The 17,187-nt window shown below is 58.4% G+C and carries 11 protein-coding genes; 2 read left to right on the top strand and 9 right to left on the bottom strand.

Annotated elements, in window-relative coordinates:
• Positions 1–51: 51 nt before the first annotated feature.
• The 6 genes from PLH32_06175 to PLH32_06150 form a co-directional block, all read right to left on the bottom strand.
• Positions 52–4,101, bottom strand: a complete 4,050-nt coding sequence (locus PLH32_06175; GenBank protein ID HQJ64183.1) for a DUF4623 domain-containing protein — start codon at positions 4,099–4,101, stop codon at positions 52–54.
• Between the two features lie 142 nt (positions 4,102–4,243).
• Positions 4,244–4,468: a hypothetical protein gene (locus PLH32_06170; protein HQJ64182.1), complete on the bottom strand. Its 225-nt coding sequence runs from the start codon at positions 4,466–4,468 to the stop codon at positions 4,244–4,246.
• Between the two features lie 239 nt (positions 4,469–4,707).
• On the bottom strand, positions 4,708–7,464 hold the full coding sequence (locus tag PLH32_06165; protein ID HQJ64181.1) for a pitrilysin family protein: 2,757 nt from the start codon (positions 7,462–7,464) through the stop codon (positions 4,708–4,710).
• Between the two features lie 90 nt (positions 7,465–7,554).
• Positions 7,555–7,938: a hypothetical protein gene (locus PLH32_06160; GenBank protein ID HQJ64180.1), complete on the bottom strand. Its 384-nt coding sequence runs from the start codon at positions 7,936–7,938 to the stop codon at positions 7,555–7,557.
• Positions 7,939–7,980: 42 nt separating this feature from the next.
• On the bottom strand, positions 7,981–8,250 hold the full coding sequence (locus PLH32_06155) for a hypothetical protein (protein ID HQJ64179.1): 270 nt from the start codon (positions 8,248–8,250) through the stop codon (positions 7,981–7,983).
• Between the two features lie 56 nt (positions 8,251–8,306).
• The gene (locus PLH32_06150; GenBank protein ID HQJ64178.1) at positions 8,307–8,753 is read right to left on the bottom strand and encodes a hypothetical protein; all 447 of its coding nucleotides are present in this window, start codon (positions 8,751–8,753) and stop codon (positions 8,307–8,309) included.
• A 259-nt stretch (positions 8,754–9,012) separates the two neighbouring features.
• Between PLH32_06150 and PLH32_06145 the strand changes: the two genes are divergently transcribed.
• Positions 9,013–11,844, top strand: a complete 2,832-nt coding sequence (locus tag PLH32_06145) for a T9SS type A sorting domain-containing protein (GenBank protein HQJ64177.1) — start codon at positions 9,013–9,015, stop codon at positions 11,842–11,844.
• Between the two features lie 120 nt (positions 11,845–11,964).
• Here PLH32_06145 and PLH32_06140 read toward each other — a convergent pair whose 3' ends face one another.
• From PLH32_06140 to PLH32_06130, 3 genes are all read right to left on the bottom strand, one after another.
• A complete protein-coding gene (locus tag PLH32_06140) occupies positions 11,965–13,794 on the bottom strand; it encodes a FlgD immunoglobulin-like domain containing protein (GenBank protein HQJ64176.1) in 1,830 nt (609 codons plus the stop codon).
• A gap of 69 nt (positions 13,795–13,863) precedes the next feature.
• Positions 13,864–14,208: a TIGR04076 family protein gene (locus PLH32_06135; GenBank protein ID HQJ64175.1), complete on the bottom strand. Its 345-nt coding sequence runs from the start codon at positions 14,206–14,208 to the stop codon at positions 13,864–13,866.
• Between the two features lie 48 nt (positions 14,209–14,256).
• A complete protein-coding gene (locus PLH32_06130) occupies positions 14,257–14,907 on the bottom strand; it encodes a GNAT family N-acetyltransferase (protein HQJ64174.1) in 651 nt (216 codons plus the stop codon).
• Between the two features lie 288 nt (positions 14,908–15,195).
• Here PLH32_06130 and PLH32_06125 point away from each other — a divergent pair, with 288 nt between their 5' ends.
• Positions 15,196–17,139, top strand: a complete 1,944-nt coding sequence (locus PLH32_06125; protein HQJ64173.1) for a DUF4832 domain-containing protein — start codon at positions 15,196–15,198, stop codon at positions 17,137–17,139.
• Positions 17,140–17,187: the final 48 nt, after the last annotated feature.

Here is a 17,187-nt window from a genome sequence, read left to right as displayed (position 1 = left end):
CGCCACCCTGCAGAGGGCGGCGTCTTTTTGTTCAATGCCAATGGTGGGACATCACTTGATCAAAGTCATCTTTTTCAGTTCGGTATAACCGCCGGCCTCGACGCGATAGAAATAAACGCCGCTGGAGAGGCGGCTGCCGTCGAAACTGAACGTGTGGAATCCGGCCTCGAGGCGGCCTTCGAAGACAGTCGCCACCTCCTTGCCGAGGAGATCGTAGACCTTGAGCCGGACCTCGCCCGCTGCCGGTGATTCAAACTCGATCGTCGTGACGGGATTGAAGGGATTCGGGTAGTTCTGCCGCAGGGCATAGCTAGCGGGCAGTTCCTCCCTGCTGCGGGCCACGCCGGTCATCAGCGTCAGATCGGCAAGCGAGCGCGGCCGGATCTCATATTTGTCTCGGGGCGGAACGCTGGTGGTGTATTGGTCGACCACGCCACTGATGGCCCAGTAGCCCTGGGGAGCCGGCGAGCCGTCGATGTCCGTCTCCTTGTCAATGAAGACCAGCACCGTATCCACGGCGCGGACGAATTTGAGCGTCGCGTTCTTCCCCGCGGCCGGCCATAGCGCCGGCGTTGCCAGGTAATAGCCGGTCAGGCGCACCAGCGTGGCTTCGGTGCGCTCATTCATCTCCGCGCTGCTACTCAGCTCCTGCAGAGCCGGCAGCACGCCCTTTCCGAGCAACCGGACGGCCGCGGTATCGGTCGCTGTGATCTCGGTCAGACCGTTATAGAATTCGATCTTGCCGGTTATCTGCACCTGGTCGCCCGGTTCCAGTTTGTAATTGATCTTGCTCGAGTAGAAATTGATGCCCCAGCCCTGGTTGTCCTGGAGATAATAGCTGGACGAATTGCCGGTGTTGAAATTGAGGGTCGTAACCGTCCCCTGGATCGTCAGGATCTCCCCAAGGCGGTCCGGCTTGAAATCGCCGTTGACATCTGCTCTGGCCGCGGCGATCGGCGTCAAGATGAGCCAGGAGCGGGGATCCGGCACCACCTGGATGAATGAATAGGCGCTCAGGCCGTTATTGGTCACCAGCTCGACCAGCGTGTTCTTCACCCGGTCATAGGCAGCCTGCGCGGTGGCAGAGAGATTGGGCGCCGAGGCGTAGGCGGGAGTGGCGACGGGCAGCAGATGATAGCGGCTGCAGAGGCTGTCGCCCGGGGTGCCCATGAGCTCGGCAATGCGTGTGCCGGGAGCGAAACCCGTACTGACGGAGATAAAGCGGCGGATGGCGCCGGAAGTGGTCTCGACCGTAAAATAGCTGCAGCTGGTGCCGCCGAACTCGGCCTGATCAAACTCGTGAAGCACCGCGCCAGTCCGGTTGAGATAACGGACCGGAACGCCGATGCCGCCGACAAAGAAGCGGTCGTCATCGGTCGGGTTGATGGCATTGCCGGCTGCGCCCGGCTCCGGCAGGAGGATGTCCTCGCCGCGGTTGAACGTCACGCCGTCGCGGGTCGCGAAGGTATAGATCCTCTCGTTGTCCCATCCCGAAGCATAGGCGACCACATCCTTGCCAGTGCCCGAGATTCCCAGGGCGTCGCCGGCGCGGCCGGGCAGCGGCGCGTCGAAGAGCTTCACCGGCGCGGCGGTTTCATCCGCCCAGTAATAGAGCGCAAGGTTGCTCCCCGCCGGCGCCTGGGTGCAAGCGAAGATCTGGCCGTCGGCGCTGACGGCGGCCCTATGAAGCGGCACCGCTGCGCCCGCCATGCCGGCGGCCGTGAGCGTCCGGATCACCCGACCATCCCCGGGATCGAGGATTTTGATCTGATTGCCGTCGCTGCGGCTGACGCAAAGGAGATGCCCCGAAGCCTGGTTATAAACCAGAGAGGTGGTCTCATCCGCATGGCCCAGCCAGGCCGTGCTGTCCGGCGTCTGGCGCCAAACCAGAGGCCACAGTTCCTCGACCAGCGCATAGACCTGCACCTCGTAGGTCCCCTTGTTGGTCACCAGGGTGAGGGCATCATCGAGGTCGCCCGCACCATCAGCCGCCAGGGTGACCGCTACGGTGATGGAATCATTCACATCGATGCTAACCGGCGCCGCCAGATCGCTGCTGAACGACTCGCCGTCAAAAGCCGCCGTGTAAATCTCGAAGGGGATCTTGCCCCGATTGACGATCGAAAAATGCTGCTCCGGAGTCGTGCCGGCGTAAACTCGACCGAAATCGAGATAGTCCCGTGAGAAGACCGGATCCGGTTCGAGCCGCCCGGCGTTGGGCATGATATTGGCGAAAGAGTAGGCGCTCAGGCCGTTGTTGGTGGCCAGTTCGATCAACGTGTTGCTGTAGACATCGTAGACCACTTGGGAGGCGGCCGTGGGATTGTCCGTGCGGCTGTAGAGCGGAGTCGCCGCCCACCATTTTTCCCAATAGGCGCAAAGGTTTTCCCCATCCTCGCCAAAGAGCTCGAGCGCCTGCACGCCCGGCGCAAAGCCTCGGGTCAAAAGCAGGAACTTGCGTGTACTGCCGTCCAGGGCGGGGATTTCGCTAAAGCCAACCGCCGCGCCACTCACCTCGGAAGGATCAAAGGCGAAGACCACGGTGCCGTCTTTGCGTATATAGCGGACCGGCTGGGTCGGAGCCGAGACGAAAAGATAGTCACTGTTCACCGGGGCAATGCCCAGGCCGGCGGCATTGGCCTCCGGCAGGGGGATATCCATGCCCCGGGCAAACAGGGTTTCGCCGATCGGCATAAAAGTGCTGATCCGATCGTTGTCCATCCCAGATGCGAAAACCGTCACCCGGTCGCCGCTGCCGGTGCATGCCAGGACGTCTCCGGTGCGAGCAGCGACGCTACCCTGCCAGACCAGAACCGGGGTGGCGTTCTCCTTTTCATAGCGGTATAACTTGAAGACCTCGCCGGGCAGGGCGAGATTGGCGGCGAAGATCTGCCCGTCCTCCGATGCCGCGACCATGTTGAGAGGATAGGTGCCGCCCTCCATGCCGGCGGTGTTCAGGTCGCGGATCAGCGCGCCGGTGGCCGGATCGAAGACCTTGATCCAAGCGCCACCCGTCCGTGTGGCAGCGTAGAGATGTCTGGTCTTGAGGCTATACGCCAGCGAACGCGCCATGCTGCTGGTCCCCTGCCAGGTGGCGGTATCAGCGCGCGAGCGCCAGACCAGCGGAAAAGAGGCGTAGCCGCCGAAGGGATAGAGGGCAAGGGCATTGTTGGTGGTCAGGATCCAGACGCGGTCGCTGTCGGGCTGCACGACAACTGCGCCGGCGCCAGAGGTATTGGCATTGGCGCCCATCCCCTTCCAGACGACATTGACCCGGGAATCGGCAAGGTTATCTTCGAGCTGCACAAGACGGCCGGCAGCCGGAACCAGGTTGCCGCCCGTGCTGGCCAGATACCAGTACCCGGCATAGCCAAAATGAGCTAGGGCGGAGGCGCCCAGAGGAATAACGCTGGTGGGAAGGGTGCCGGTGATCTCGCCATTGCCATCCAACCGGGTGGCATTGAGCCCGGTGCCGTCGATCCAGAGGGTGTTGGTGTCCTCAGGGAAAATGTCCATGCATTGGCCGTTTTTCGGCAGGACCTTTTCCACATGAAACTTGAGCCCGTCCCGGGTACCGAGGAGGGTAATTTTTGCCGCAGCGTTGTTGCCGGAGATGAAAATCTTGGTATTCACGCCCTGGCCCATCACGGCGAAGGCGTCGCCATAGCGGGTGACGCCGGTAATGGTCGTATCCGCCGCCACCGTCGGGACCGCGCTTTCATTCGCCCAGCGGTAGATCCTGAATCCATTGGCGGTGTTCAGGTTGCAGCCGTAGATGACGCCGTCATCGGTGACCCCCACTTTATTGAGGGCATAGGTGCCACCGCTGACTCCGGTCATGTTGAGCTGCCCGAGACTGTCGCCACGCGCCGCATCGAGCACCACGACCCGGGTGCCCGCGGTTCGGGTAGCCACCATGAGATGATTGGTCACCTTGTTCAGGGCAATACTGCGCACGGTGAGATCTTTTTTCAACCAGGATTGCCCGGCATCATCGACGCTTACTTTCCAGACCGGAGTGGACGTACTGTCCACTATCATGGCAGCCATGCCGGAAGAGAACAGAGCCAGAATGGAAAGCAGGAACACCAGTTTCTTCATCGCTTCCTCCAACGGTTGATAGGACAACGGCTGCGTTTGGCTGCTGCAACCGATTTCTGCAGTGAACACCTGTCTTTAAACATACCTGCACCAGGGGGAGAATGGAGAATATTTCAGGCCCCGGCGGGCCAATTGAGGAAAATTATTTGAGCAGGATCATTTTTTGTACCACGGTGCGGCCCTCCGCCTCGAGACGGCAATAGTAGAGGCCGGAGGCCAGCAGCGTGCCATCGACCGCGATCCGGTGCTCATCGGCGGTGTAGTCGCCGTCGGTACCGGGATCAGGCGCGGAGACCACCGAAACCGTCACCTGAGCGAAAGAACAGACGGATAGGAGCAGTAAAAGGAGCAGTGAATTGGCGGACATTGCGGACCTCCTGATCATCGTATCTCGACTTGAACCACCCGCCGGGATCGGCTTCCGTTTCGATACTGCTCCCGTCTGTCCCGCGAGCTTGCGGAACGCCCTCCTTAATAGTATAGTCTGCGCGCAGGCGATATGCAAGCACTATTTGGCACAGCGAGTTAAAACGGAGGTAAATAAAAGCGCCCGGTCCGGAGTGACCCGGAGCGGGCGCCAGTTTCAGCTGAAAAGAGAAGTCAAATTCATTGCAGCGGTTTGCCGTCGGTATCGATCACCTGGAGCGGGCCCCAGCCCAGCTCCTTGAGGCCGGGTTCGATCTTGGCGCGATCGCCCACCACGATCCATACCACTTGATCGGGATGCAGGGTCTTGGCCGCGGCGGCCTTGATGTCAGCCAGTTTGAGGTTGCGCACCTTGTCCGGGTAGCTCTTGTAATAGGTGTCGGGCAATCCATAGGTCACGATGTCAGCCAGGGAGTTGCCGACCGCTCCGATCGTCTCCCAGGATCCAGGCAGGCCGAGGATTTCGTTTTTCTGGATCTTGTCGAGTTCCTCCTGGGTGGCTGGACGCGTGCCGGTGATATCCTTCAACTCCTTGTAGATCTCCTGCACCGTCTCCTTGGTCTTGTCACCCTGGACCGGGGCATAGGCGATGAAGGGGCGCTGGCCGCGCGCATCCAGCAGCAGACTGTGGGCGCCATATGACCAGTGCTTCTCTTCGCGAATATTCATATTGATACGCGAGGTGAAGGTGCCGCCGAGAATGTTGTTCATCATGTTGATGGCAATATCGTCGGGATCGGACTTGGGCGATGCAACATGGCCGGCGAGGATCAGGGACTGCGGCGCCTGGGGCTTGTCGATCAGGTAGACCGTCGATTTTTGCTTCTGCGCCACCATAGTGACATTCTTTTTCGGGACGCTGCCCGATTTCCAGGCTGCGAAGGTTTTCTCGAGTTTGGGTGTGATTTCGGCCAGACGGGCATCACCGACGATAACCAGCGTGGCGTTGTTGGGCTTGAACCAGGTCTGATGGAATTTGACCAGATCCGTCACCGTCATCTTGCCAACCGACTCCTCGGTCCCGGATCCGGTGAGAGGAATCGCATAGGCGTGTCCCTCGCCATAGAGAAATCGCGGGAAGAGGCGGATCGCCATGGTTATCGGCGAGGCCTTTTCCTGCTGGATCCGGGCCAGAGTCTGCTTCTTCAGCCGGGCCAGTTCCTTCTCGGGGAAGGAGGGATTGAGGATGACATCGGCATAAATCGCCAGAGCGGGATCGAGATTCGACTTGAGGGTGGAAAGAGTCACCGTGGAGGCATCGAGGCCGGAGCCGGTTCCCAGACGCGCCCCCAAGAGCGCCAGCTGCTCACTGATCTCGAGGGCATTACGGCTTTTGGTCCCTTCATCCATCATATCCAGGGCCATGCCGGCCGTGCCCAAAAGAGCGCCCTGGTCGGCGGCATAGCCGGCATCCACGATCAGGTTCATGTTGACGAGCGGAACATTGTGGCGTTCGGCGAGCACGACCTTCAAGCCATTGGAGAGCGTCGCCCGCTGCAGGGCCGGAAAGGCGACAGCGGGCGGAGCGCCCGGCTCCGGTACCTTGGTGCGGTCAACCGTGCTGGTTCCGACGGAATACTCGGGATAGGGATGGACCTCGAGGATGTATACGCCGTCGCTGAGCCAGTCGTTGGCGCTCTTTTTAAGGCCGGCCGCAGTAGCCTCGTTGATATGCTTCAGGGTGGTTTTGTAATAATCCGGGCTGCCGCCGAAGACCTCGTTGCGGATCAAAATGTCGGACTTGCCGCCGAAGCCGCCGATGCGTTCGCTGCCGCGGACAAAATTAGAAAGGTACTGCGCCTTGACCCGCTGCAGCTCGACCTCCGTGGGTCCTTCGGCGAGGAATTTCGCCAATTCCTCATCGAGGGCCTTCTCGACCTTTTTCAGATCCTCGCCCGGCTTTGCAGTGGCGTAGATAGTAAAGAGCCCGGCGATCTCACGGGCGTCGACATAGGCCGCGACATCCGTCGCAATCTGGTCATCATAGACCAGACGCTTGTACAGGCGTGAGGTTTTGCCCGACGCGAGGATATCACTGATCAGGTCCAGATTATCGGCACAAATGGTGCCCCAGGCCGGCATGTTCCAGACCTTGTAGATGCGCGCCTGCGGCACACGATCCTGGGCGACCTGGCGGGCCGTACCGCTCCGCTTGGCCGTGAAAGCCTCATATTTGGTGATGGGCGGACCGGCGGGGATGTCGCCGAAATAGCTTTTCACCTTCTCAAGGGCGGACTGGGTGTTGATGTCGCCGGCGATGGCGATGACGGCGTTGTTCGGGCCGTAATAGGACTTGAACCATTCATGGACATCCTCGAGTTTGGCGGCATCGAGATCCGCTAGCGAACCGATGACGGTCCAGGAATAGGGATGGCCGGCGGGGAAGCAGTTCTTCGCCACCAACTCCTCGACCAGGCTATAGGGCTCGTTGTCGTACTGGCGCTTCTCGTTCTGGACCACACCACGCTGTTCATCGAGCTTGCCCTGGTCGATGGCGCCGAGCAGATGGCCCATGCGGTCGGACTCCATCCAGAGGGCGACGTCGAAGGCCGAGACCGGCACGTTTTCGAAGTAATTGGTGCGGTCTTCATTGGTGGTGCCATTGAGATCGGTAGCGCCAACTTTTTCCATCGGCTTGAAATAGTCGTCGTTGAAATGCTCACTGCCGTTGAACATCAGATGCTCGAACAGATGGGCGAAACCGGTCTTGCCGGGTTTTTCATTCTTCGAGCCGACGTGGTACCAGACGTTAAAGGCGACGATGGGGGCTTTGTGATCCTCGTGGATGATCACGGTCAGACCGTTATCGAGAACATACTTCTGGTAGGGGATCTCAATCTCCTGAGCGTGGGCCAGCGCCACGATGCCCGCCGCGAAGAGCAGCAGGGCCATCAGAAGAGGCAGCACAGTAGAGGGATGGATGAATTTAGGGTGCATGGTACCTCCTGTGAAGAATGTGAATGATAAGGCAGGCTTTCAGAACGATCAATTATAATACGCAGAAAAAGGGGATTTGTTTTATTTATTTCAGTGTGGGCCACTGAATTGATCCGCGATCTGCAGATTTACCGTTATCAGCGTGTCGCGTGCAATCTGAATGGCGCCCTTGGACTTGCTCCGGATGGTTCCGCTGCCGAGTTCTTTTCTGGCCCTCTCCAAAATCTCCCCCAGCTTTTCGGCGTGGTGGGCCCAAACATCAAGAGCATAGCTCCTTCCGGGTGCAAGAACGCCGGGTGCGGTCAGGCTAAAATGAACCTGATCAGTGATGGCGTCGTCTGCGACCGCTTCTTCCGCAAAAGGGGATCCCTGTCCACCACGGATCTGGCGAGGCGCTGATTCTTCAATCTTCTTTTCCGCCTCGCCAAGCCGGGAGGCCATCTGCTGTGTCGACTGCGCGAGCTCGCGCAGCATTCTATGCAGGTTTTCCAGCTCTCTCTCTTCTCGCGTGGGCTCTTACCCACTTATGGCCTCCCCCTCCTCTTCCTTGCCCGTATACCAGAATAACAGTGCCGCCAGAAGTAAAAAGAGGGCCTCACCGACCAGCAGGTAGCCGATGACGGCGGATGATACAAAGCCCTGGCCTTCCAGCCATGCCCGTGGCAGAAAACCATTCAGGCTCAAGCCGAGTTGGCGTAAACCGAAAGCTAATGCAAGGCAAGCGGCAACGACACAGGCTGCGACTTTCACCTTGTACCAGTATTTGCCGATGACCGTTCGCGCCATGAATCTCTCGAACCGTTTGTAAAAAAGGCTGTTCCGGTAACGCCGCAAGGTTCTGTTCAGCTTTTACCTGAATGAATATCCTCCGAGGCGGTCGATCTGGTCGGTGACGTTACCGCGCCACGGTTGATCCAGGCGGCAACCGAGTCGATCCTGGCTTGAGCGAGTTTGTCGGCCGGGGGCATTATGCTGGTGCCAATGCTGTTGAGTTTGCAAATCAAAAGACTGTCGGCACAGTCGAACGACTTGACCCGCTTCAGCGTGTGGGACTCGAAACTGACCACATCGACAAGATTGGCATAGGTGTGGTCCGCGGTCAGCAGCCGATTGGCCTGGGTCGATGTCGTGCCATGGCACCCGGAGCGCGCACAGGTCGGGCTGAAAAGAGAAGTCTTAAGAAGGGAAAAGGTTACCAGGTCGGACTTGGCCGGAGTTGGTTCTGTCGACTTCTGGCCGCCGCACCTGGCTGCAAGCAGTAGCCCGGCCAGCACTAAAACCCGTTGCATGCGTATTTGCATACGGCCTCCACGGTTGGCTATCCAAATAATGTTACTCGAAATCCCGTCGCCACAAGGGAATATCAACCGATTTCTTTTCGGCGCTGTAAATTCCGGCATTGGCAGGATTATAGGTCTGGAGTCATGCCAAACCTATGGACTGCAGACTTGTGAACAATGCTTGCATTTCGGTGTCCGAATCCCTACTTTTACATTAGAGACCATGATGCATGCATGCTACCATAACCGTACTCCAACGGAGCAAAACATGTCTGTTAATGCCTCGTTTTTTCCCTTCATGTTGGTATCCTCGCTGCTTCTCCGGCCCTTGCCGCCGCTGCTGGTAGAGGCCGGCGAGATGCCGCAGCAAGCCTGGCGGATCATTTCCGCCTCATCACAGTCCCAGGGTGAAGCGGCCGGCTCGTATACAGCCAGCGACAAAGCCGGCAACTGCTATGTGACCGGCTATGGCACGACCACCCCCTATGGCAGCGCCCTGCTCCTGCAGAAATACACACCCTCTGGCCAGCTGCTCTGGAGCCGCACTCATCCGGGCTTCCCCGGGGATTTCCTGCCGCGTGGACTCGCGGTGACCCCGCAGCAACATATTCTCCTTGCCGCTTATTCAAATGCGCCCGAACCTGCTTTGCACCTCTTCCGGTATGATACTGAAGGAGCGCTCTTGCACGAGACGCTGATTGCCGGACCATCCGCTCCGGAATCCGGCATGCTCTTCATGGCCGTTGACAGCTCCGGCAGGTGTTATCTCGCCACCCTTTTGAGCCATGGGGGCCTGACCTTTTTCGCCTATTCTGCAGCAGGGGAACTTATATGGCAGCACGAGGAAGGCCAGGCGGCAAGCGCGAATCGGAATCTGCACGCCATCGCGGCGGACAACCACGGCGGTCTCTATGTCACCGGGACCCAGTATGGAGAGGAGGATTATACCTGCTTCCTCTGGAGATACGATGCCGATGGCCATCCGCAATGGCGCGTCAGCTACGATCAGCCGGGTCGTCATTCGCCGCTGGACCTGATCACGGGGCTGGATGGCCGCTGTTATCTCGCTGCCGAGAGCACACCACCGCAGGGTTCGTCTTACGATCTCCTGGTCCAGTGCTTTACGATGGAGGGCACCCAGGTCTGGAGCAAGCGCCACGCAACCGGCATCGGCAACCAATCCGGCGACGGGCAGCTGGCCCTCGGCGACAGCGCGCATCTCTTTGTCGCCGGGCTGGAATTCAGTGAGGAACAAGCCAACGCGATGGTATTGCGCTGCTACAGCTCCGTCGGGGATGAACTCTGGCAGACCACCTGCCCGCCGGAGTACCGCCCCGCGCTGGGCTCACTGCGGGGGATGACAATGAGCAGCACGGGCGATCTCTTGCTCCTCATCGACGCCAAAGACAGATCGAATCCCGTCCTGCTGCTCTGCTATGATCAGCGGGGTGAACAGCGGTGGGCGTCCTGGCTGCCGGGAGGGGAGAGTGACGAGGAGATTGCTGCGCCGGTCCTCGCCGCAGCCGGGCAAGGCCGCTGCATCATCACCGGACAGCTGCGCGATCCAGCCGACGGCACCTCCCAATTGCTCGCGTGGGTCCTGGACAGCCAGGGCCGCACTCTCTGGAAGCAGTGCAGCGCCGGGCAAAGGACCTCCAACGATTACGTGGCCGAGTGCCGGGTGGATGCTAGCGGACGGCTCTATCTGCTCGGCAAATCCGGATCCACACCTTTTCTCGCCGCCTGGAGTCCCGCCGGCCTGGAACTGTGGCGCACACCCCTGGCCATGCCCGGCGAGGCCGTGCCCACCCTGCGCTGCCTGAACATCGACCGGGGCGGCTCGGCCTTCATCGGGGGCAGCGTTTCAGATGCCGGCGGCCGCGATCTCTTTCTCACCATTCGCGTCAGCGCCGAGGGAAAAGAGCTGTGGCGGCACCAGGTCGCCGCCAGAGACCAGCAATCGTGCAGCCTATGTACCCAGGAGCTCGACCAGCAGGGCAATCTGTTGGTGACCGGAGCGGTCTTTCCGCGGACCGGTCCGGGCTGCAATGCCTTCACCTTCAAGCGCGATCCCGCGGGACGAATGCTCTGGCACGCCGAATATCGCAGCGGGGATGCTTCCTGGGTCCATCCGGCCGCCCTGGCGGTGGACGCCGAGGGGAATGCCTTTATCGCCCTGGTCGGCTCCGGCGAGCATCGCGCGCTGCTCAAGTACGACCCCTGGGGCAAGTTTTGTTGGCGCGCCGGCCTCAGCCGCAGCGCCACCTCTTCCGATTGGCCGCAGTATGTCGCCGTCGATCCGCACCAGAATATTCTCGTCTGGGGCTACACGACGGACCTCGCGCACGGCGTGCGCCAGCAGGGCATTCTCAGCAAATTCAGCCCGGCGGGCGAGCGGCTCTGGCAGAGGAGTGAAGGTCATCCGGACGGCTTCCTCCGTCCGGTCTATCTGGGGATGGATGCGCGCGGGGAGGCAACTCTGGCAGGCTTTTATCAGGAAACTTGGGAGGAACACCACTTTTTCGTTAGCCATTTCGACGCCGGGGGCGAACAGAGCTGGTACACGAGGGTGCAGCCGGATCTCCTCCAGGATGTTCTCCTGGACAACACCGGGCGCTGTTTATTGCTCGAGGAAAGCGGTACCGGCGCGCGTGAGGTTTGCGAAATAGACGATCAGGGCCGTGTGATCGCGGGTTGGCCGCTTGGGGATCTCCCCGCCGCGCGGATGTTGTGCGACAGCCAGGATAATCTGTACTTTACCGGCAGCCGCAACGGCTATGGCTGGAGCTTCTTCGAGCTGGCCAGGTACACCCGCACGCCGGAGACCGCGCATCAGCTGCCGCAGCAGCTTTCCCTGCACAATTACCCGAATCCCTTCAATGCCAGCACGACCATCCGCTATGCCCTGCCGACACCGGGCTGGGCGCGCATCACCATCTACGACCGGCTCGGCCGCGAAGTAACCGGGCTGATCGACGCCCCGCATACCGCTGGCTGGCACGAAGCCGTGTGGAGCGGGGCCCGCGCCAGCGGACTCTATTTCATTCAGCTGGAAACCGATGCTGGTTTTGTGCATCACAAGATGATGCTGATAAAATAGGCGGGTCCTGGTTTTGAGCTGAGCTCCCCATATCGGCAGGGATGATCGATAGAAAAACCCCAGCGATCGGTTGATCGCCGGGGCTTTTTGCTCAACACAAGGATGATCAGATCCGCGAGATTATCTCATCAGAATGATCTTCCGGGTTTGGGTGACAAGGGCATCGGACTCCAGTTTGACCAGAAACAGACCGCTCGGCAGCTTGACGCCCTGCGCATTGGTTCCGTCCCAGCGCACGGCATGCGGACCCGCTTGCAGTTGCCCGTTCACCAGTATCGTCACCCTCCTGCCGGAGAGATCGTAAACCGCTACCTGGATGTGCGCTTCCGCGGGCAGATCGAAGGGGATCACCGTTCCTGAATTAAACGGATTGGGATAATTCTGTAGGAGCTGGAACGTGGCAGGATGCATACGCTGATCGCGCGCTGAAATACCGGTCACGAACATATAGCCCGCATATTCGCGGGCTTTCCGGGTGAAAAACTTCATCGCCTCCACGCTGGCGATCCGGTTCGCACCTGTGGCTGCGGTCATGACCATGACGACCTCCTGGGTATCGCCTCGGGCCATGCTGAAATAAGCGCTGCTGCAGGTGATCTCCCTGCCGCCGCCGTTTTCATCCAACCAACCCGTGCCGTAGACCGGATCACCGGTCAAGGAGAATCGCACGGGTACCCCTGTGGCCGGAATCCGGAATGGGGCTGGCGGGCTGACCGGGCGCGGACGGAAGCCGCACAAGACGTTATAATATTGCAAGGTTCCATCGTACTTGCCGGTGGAGGGTTGCGAATCGGTATCGCCGGAACGGTCCACCCAGCTGGAGGTCAGCGGCAGATTGCGGAACCCCCGGCGCGCGCGGAAATCGCGCACCGCATAGCCGCCGGCATCCGAAGCGGCGACGACGGGGCCATACAGCAGCGAATAGCCGAACGCAGGCGGCGCGATGCCGTACTTGCTCTGATAGACCGTATCCAGCGCTGCAGCATTGTATCCATAGATCATCTGCAGACTGGTGTCGGTTCCGGCGAGGTCATCATTCCAGCTGCCGATGTCGATGTCGCTGTATAATCCGATCGCCATGCTGTCGATGACAGCGGTGGGCGGGGTTGTCTGCGTACCTTTATAGATCACCCGGGTCCGGCGATAGAGGCTGTTGGCCAAGTCGGCGTTCTGACGATAGCCCCAAAAGGTTACCTGCATTTCCAGACCGATGGGCGGCGAGCCGTACAAGGCGAGCGTGCGTACGGGATCGAGATCGTTGGCGACAAACCAGACCACCTGATCCGCCTCCAGCAGACCCGGTTCTTCCCCCTCCTCCATCAGGCCATTGTGGTTCGTGTCGTAGAACGGGGCCCCCTTCTGCCAGGGCCATTCCTGCCGGTCCTTTTCATAAGCCGCGCGCAGGGAATCGGCCGCGGCCTGCAATTCATCCGGACTGAACTGGAATTGACGGGAGGCCGCATCGGCCCGCGAAGCCAAGAGCGCAAAAGCTTCGGAGGTGAGATCGGCGGTTGACCAGTCGGGGCGGTAGCGCCAGATGCGGTTGACCGCTGCCGCGGCGGGATCCTCGGCCAGGCCGGGCGCGATGATCGCGCCCGGCTGCAAGCCGGTCAGCCACGTGCTTCCGCCAACCCGCAACACCGGTGTCTGGCCGTCCCGAACCATACCCCCCCAGACGATGCCATCAACGTAGACCAGACCGGCCGGAACGCCGTCCGGATAGAGCAGCCCCCAGGGAATTTGTGTTCCGGCAGGTCGGGTGAAAGGATTAAAAGCTGTCTTGCCATCGGACTGTACCCAGAGAGCCAGGTTATTGATATGGACCTGAGCGGCTGCAGGAGTGTCCCCTTGTGGGGATCCGGTGGGGTACGTCTGACTGGCGGGCAGGGGGGTGATGCAAATCAACAGCATGAACAGCATCGAGCGTAGAAGATGGTTTTTACCATGCATGGCATGGACCTCCTTCCAATATGCGCGTTCGCCGGCAAGGCAGCTGCGGCGAGAATCGCCCCTTAGCGATCACGGTAAAACAGCGGACGTGCGGCCATCGTCGAATATCTCCACCTTGAAGATCACCGGACGAATGCCGTCGGTGCAGCAGGTGATCATACTCTTCGTTTCCTTCATCCAGTCCTGAAACATGCCGTCGGAAAAATTGCCCCCCCGCGCCAGGGCGATCACGACCTTGTAGATATCATTCCAGGCCCAATCGCAAAACCCCTGCGGCCGCTCCATCATCGGGGTGAAGACGAATTCCTGGCCCTCGGCAAAGGCTTCACACGGCGTTACCGCCATGGCGATATGTTCATCGGCGAGATCCGCATGCAGTGTCCGTTTCAGGACGGTTATCTTGCACTTTTTCATGAACTCACTCCTTGGGTGGTGGGAAAATGCTGCGGTTTCGGCCCGCCTTCACCGTTCCATTTCTTTCAGCATCGTCCAGGATCCACTGGATTCGCCCACCGTTCTGAATCCCAGCTCTTTATAGAAGTCAGCCGCATAATTTCTGGAATCGACGCTCAGGCTCAGGCGCTCGATGCCCCTCGCCCTGGCGTCTGATATTAGCTGCTGCATCAGCGCTCTGCCAATCCCCTGGCTCCGCCAGGTTTTCACAATGGCAATCCCGAGTTCCGGAGTCTCGGCATCTACGAATCCGAAGCTGTGGTGGTCGGTGCTCCAGAAACGGTACCAGGCGGCGCCAATTGGCCGATTCTGCGCATCGACGGCGATCACCGCATGATCCCCCTCCCGGTTCGGCCAATCTTCCAGAATCCGGGTGATTTCAGGGATGTTCAGCAATTCTTCAAGGGAGATCGTCTGCTGTTCTGGAGACCACAATGCCGCCTGATATAGCATCCCTTTGAGGAAGTCTAGATCTTCGGGAGTACCGGTTCTGAAGGAATATTCAAGATTGTATGTTTTTTCCACAATTGGGTTCCCCGATTGATGCTCGAATATGGTAAAAATTCTGCACTTTTCAAATAGAATTATCCCCCGATAAGCTTTTTCTGGCTGCAGGGGTCTGCCGGAAGGGGCGCTTTGCAGGCCGGTTTCCTGAACCAAGAGCCGGCCGCCGGAGGACCTCACCGGTAGCCGATTCTCCAGACTAGTGCTTACCATGCTTTGCTGAGATAGTGCTTGATTATCAGATCCTAGTTGGCTATACTATCAGGAAAAGGGGAGCATAAAGTGTGTCCGCTATGGCCCAAGGGCCCGAAAAAACGGTACGGTTATGCGCACGGAGGGAAGGGACATTCTCGCAGAGACGAATTCCTCACTTTCCACAGAATCATCAAACTTTTGTGGACGAACCTGTTTTATACAAATAGACTACTAATTGGAGGCCGGGCCGTGAAAAATAGGCTTGGAGTGCACGGAATCGTGTCCATTATTGGCCTGGTTTGGACAGGCTTGTTGTTTGCTGCATGTCCGGAAACAGCACCCGGCAACGACCTTGAATCAAGAGGAGCGGATGATCGAGAAGAAGCCCCACTTGTGCTGCAGGCGCTTGACTATACGGAGAATCCAATTGATATTCCGAATCCGGACAGGGGCGCCTATAGAGGCCGATGGCAGAATATATCTCCGAAATCGGTGAATGAGACTAATTCGCCATTTGGTATTACGCCTGAAGTAGACCACCGGGTTCCGGTTGATGAAAATTCTGTGCTCTTCCATGGAAGACAGGTGCCGCCTGTGGAAGGGGATGATATCGAGGAGACTCAATTTTATAACGGAATTAATCAAAACACCAATCCCTACATTGGCGGTACCGGGGTTTCTGCCCTTCCTGCCGTATCATTTATGTGTTTTGACCTGTGCAACTTTTCGTCGAACGCGTTCCTCGCGGCGAAAGATGCCTTTGGGTACAAGGACGATGGATTGTTTGCAGACCCGGGCACGGGTGCCACCAGAACAGGAAAAACTCAACCCTTGACACCGTTTGCGCTTGATTATATCAGAGGCCTGCTTCAGAAGGTGCGGGATGGCAACGGCGTTGCTTTTGTGAAATTTTCTTATGACGGCAACGGATTTAATTATATTGAACCCCACAAGTATCCCCATCTGAATCTCACCGAAGGACTCATTCATGGACCGGAGCCAGCTTACGTAACGCCTAATAATCCATCGGCCATGTGTGATGTACCTGGTCATACGGACAAAGACTGGATTGAATATCATCTTTGGCAGCTTAAGCCAATTTTCCATGAATTCGAAGACATCATCATGTGCGTGAAAACGGGGATGTTTGGCCCATGGGGCGAACAGCACTCATCCCCCATGGCGCTGAGTGCGGAAGCTGGAAAGAAGCTGCTGGATGCCTATCTGGAGGTTGTTCCCGCTTCGCGTATTCTTTTAACAAATCAGCGCTTGTTTTTGGCATGGTATAACCTTACGTATGGGACCACCTATACCGCTGCCAATATAGACTCCATGCCGGTCCCGGCACAGGGCTCACCGGAGGCGCGTTTTGGTTTTTTCGACGATAGTTATGCCGCTAATTATGAAAACAATGGCAGATTTCATAACCCGCATGACCGGTTCAGATTTCTCACCTGGCTTTATAAGCGCAACACGATCTTTCAAGCAGAAGGGGGGATCGGCGATAATGCTTTTGGACGTATGCCAGGCGCTATCATTGAAGCCCGTGAATTCCGGACAACGGTTTTGAATATGAGACATGGGAATTATTCCCGATGGAGTAATTTTATCTATAACGAAGCCAACGTCACTCAACCGGTCACTTTCCCGGCATCAAGCAGCGAAACAATTCCCCCTTTCACTGGACCGACAAAGACCGCCGTTTTTGACCCGGTCTATGACGGCAAGAACGGAATGGAATACATGCGTGACAGACTGGGCTACCGATTGGTGTTGCGCGAGGCTAAAGCAAGCCAATGGGTAGCGCAGGATGGAACCCTGAGGTTCGAGGGGAAGATCCAAAATGTCGGCTTTGGCAATGTGGTCAACAGGAAAAATGTATCGATCATTCTCAAAGCCAAAGCGGGCTCTGAAACTTTCACGGCACTTACAAACCTTGACGCGAGGGATTGGCTGACTGATTTGAACAGCAGGGCAGACCATACTGCGGCATGGCGTGATTTGAACTTTTCAGTAAAAATGTCCGCATTGGGCAGCGTTCCTGCCGGCGACTATGATATTTACCTGAAGATCAATGATCCCAAAGAACGAAGCGCCAACAAGCGCTGCATTCGGTTTGCGAATAAGGGAAACATCTGGAATGCACTCCTTGGCGCTAACTTGATCGGCTCCACTTACATCAAGGACAAGTGATCAAGAGAAGAGAATTTTTAAAACCGGCATGCTCGCGGCTGCCGCAAT

This window comes from bacterium (genome assembly GCA_035419245.1).
Taxonomy (GTDB): domain Bacteria; phylum Zhuqueibacterota; class Zhuqueibacteria; order Residuimicrobiales; family Residuimicrobiaceae; genus JAKPUX01.
This window is presented reverse-complemented; position numbering and strand designations above follow the sequence as displayed.

Bases quoted from the DNA above. Each gene is read 5' to 3' on its own strand.
- PLH32_06175 (HQJ64183.1), bottom strand. From the start codon at position 4,101: ATGAAGAAACTGGTGTTCCTGCTTTCCATTCTGGCTCTGTTCTCTTCC.
- PLH32_06170 (HQJ64182.1), bottom strand. From the start codon at position 4,468: ATGTCCGCCAATTCACTGCTCCTTTTACTGCTCCTATCCGTCTGTTCT.
- PLH32_06165 (HQJ64181.1), bottom strand. From the start codon at position 7,464: ATGCACCCTAAATTCATCCATCCCTCTACTGTGCTGCCTCTTCTGATG.
- PLH32_06160 (HQJ64180.1), bottom strand. From the start codon at position 7,938: ATGCTGCGCGAGCTCGCGCAGTCGACACAGCAGATGGCCTCCCGGCTT.
- PLH32_06155 (HQJ64179.1), bottom strand. From the start codon at position 8,250: ATGGCGCGAACGGTCATCGGCAAATACTGGTACAAGGTGAAAGTCGCA.
- PLH32_06150 (HQJ64178.1), bottom strand. From the start codon at position 8,753: ATGCAACGGGTTTTAGTGCTGGCCGGGCTACTGCTTGCAGCCAGGTGC.
- PLH32_06145 (HQJ64177.1), top strand. From the start codon at position 9,013: ATGTCTGTTAATGCCTCGTTTTTTCCCTTCATGTTGGTATCCTCGCTG.
- PLH32_06140 (HQJ64176.1), bottom strand. From the start codon at position 13,794: ATGCATGGTAAAAACCATCTTCTACGCTCGATGCTGTTCATGCTGTTG.
- PLH32_06135 (HQJ64175.1), bottom strand. From the start codon at position 14,208: ATGAAAAAGTGCAAGATAACCGTCCTGAAACGGACACTGCATGCGGAT.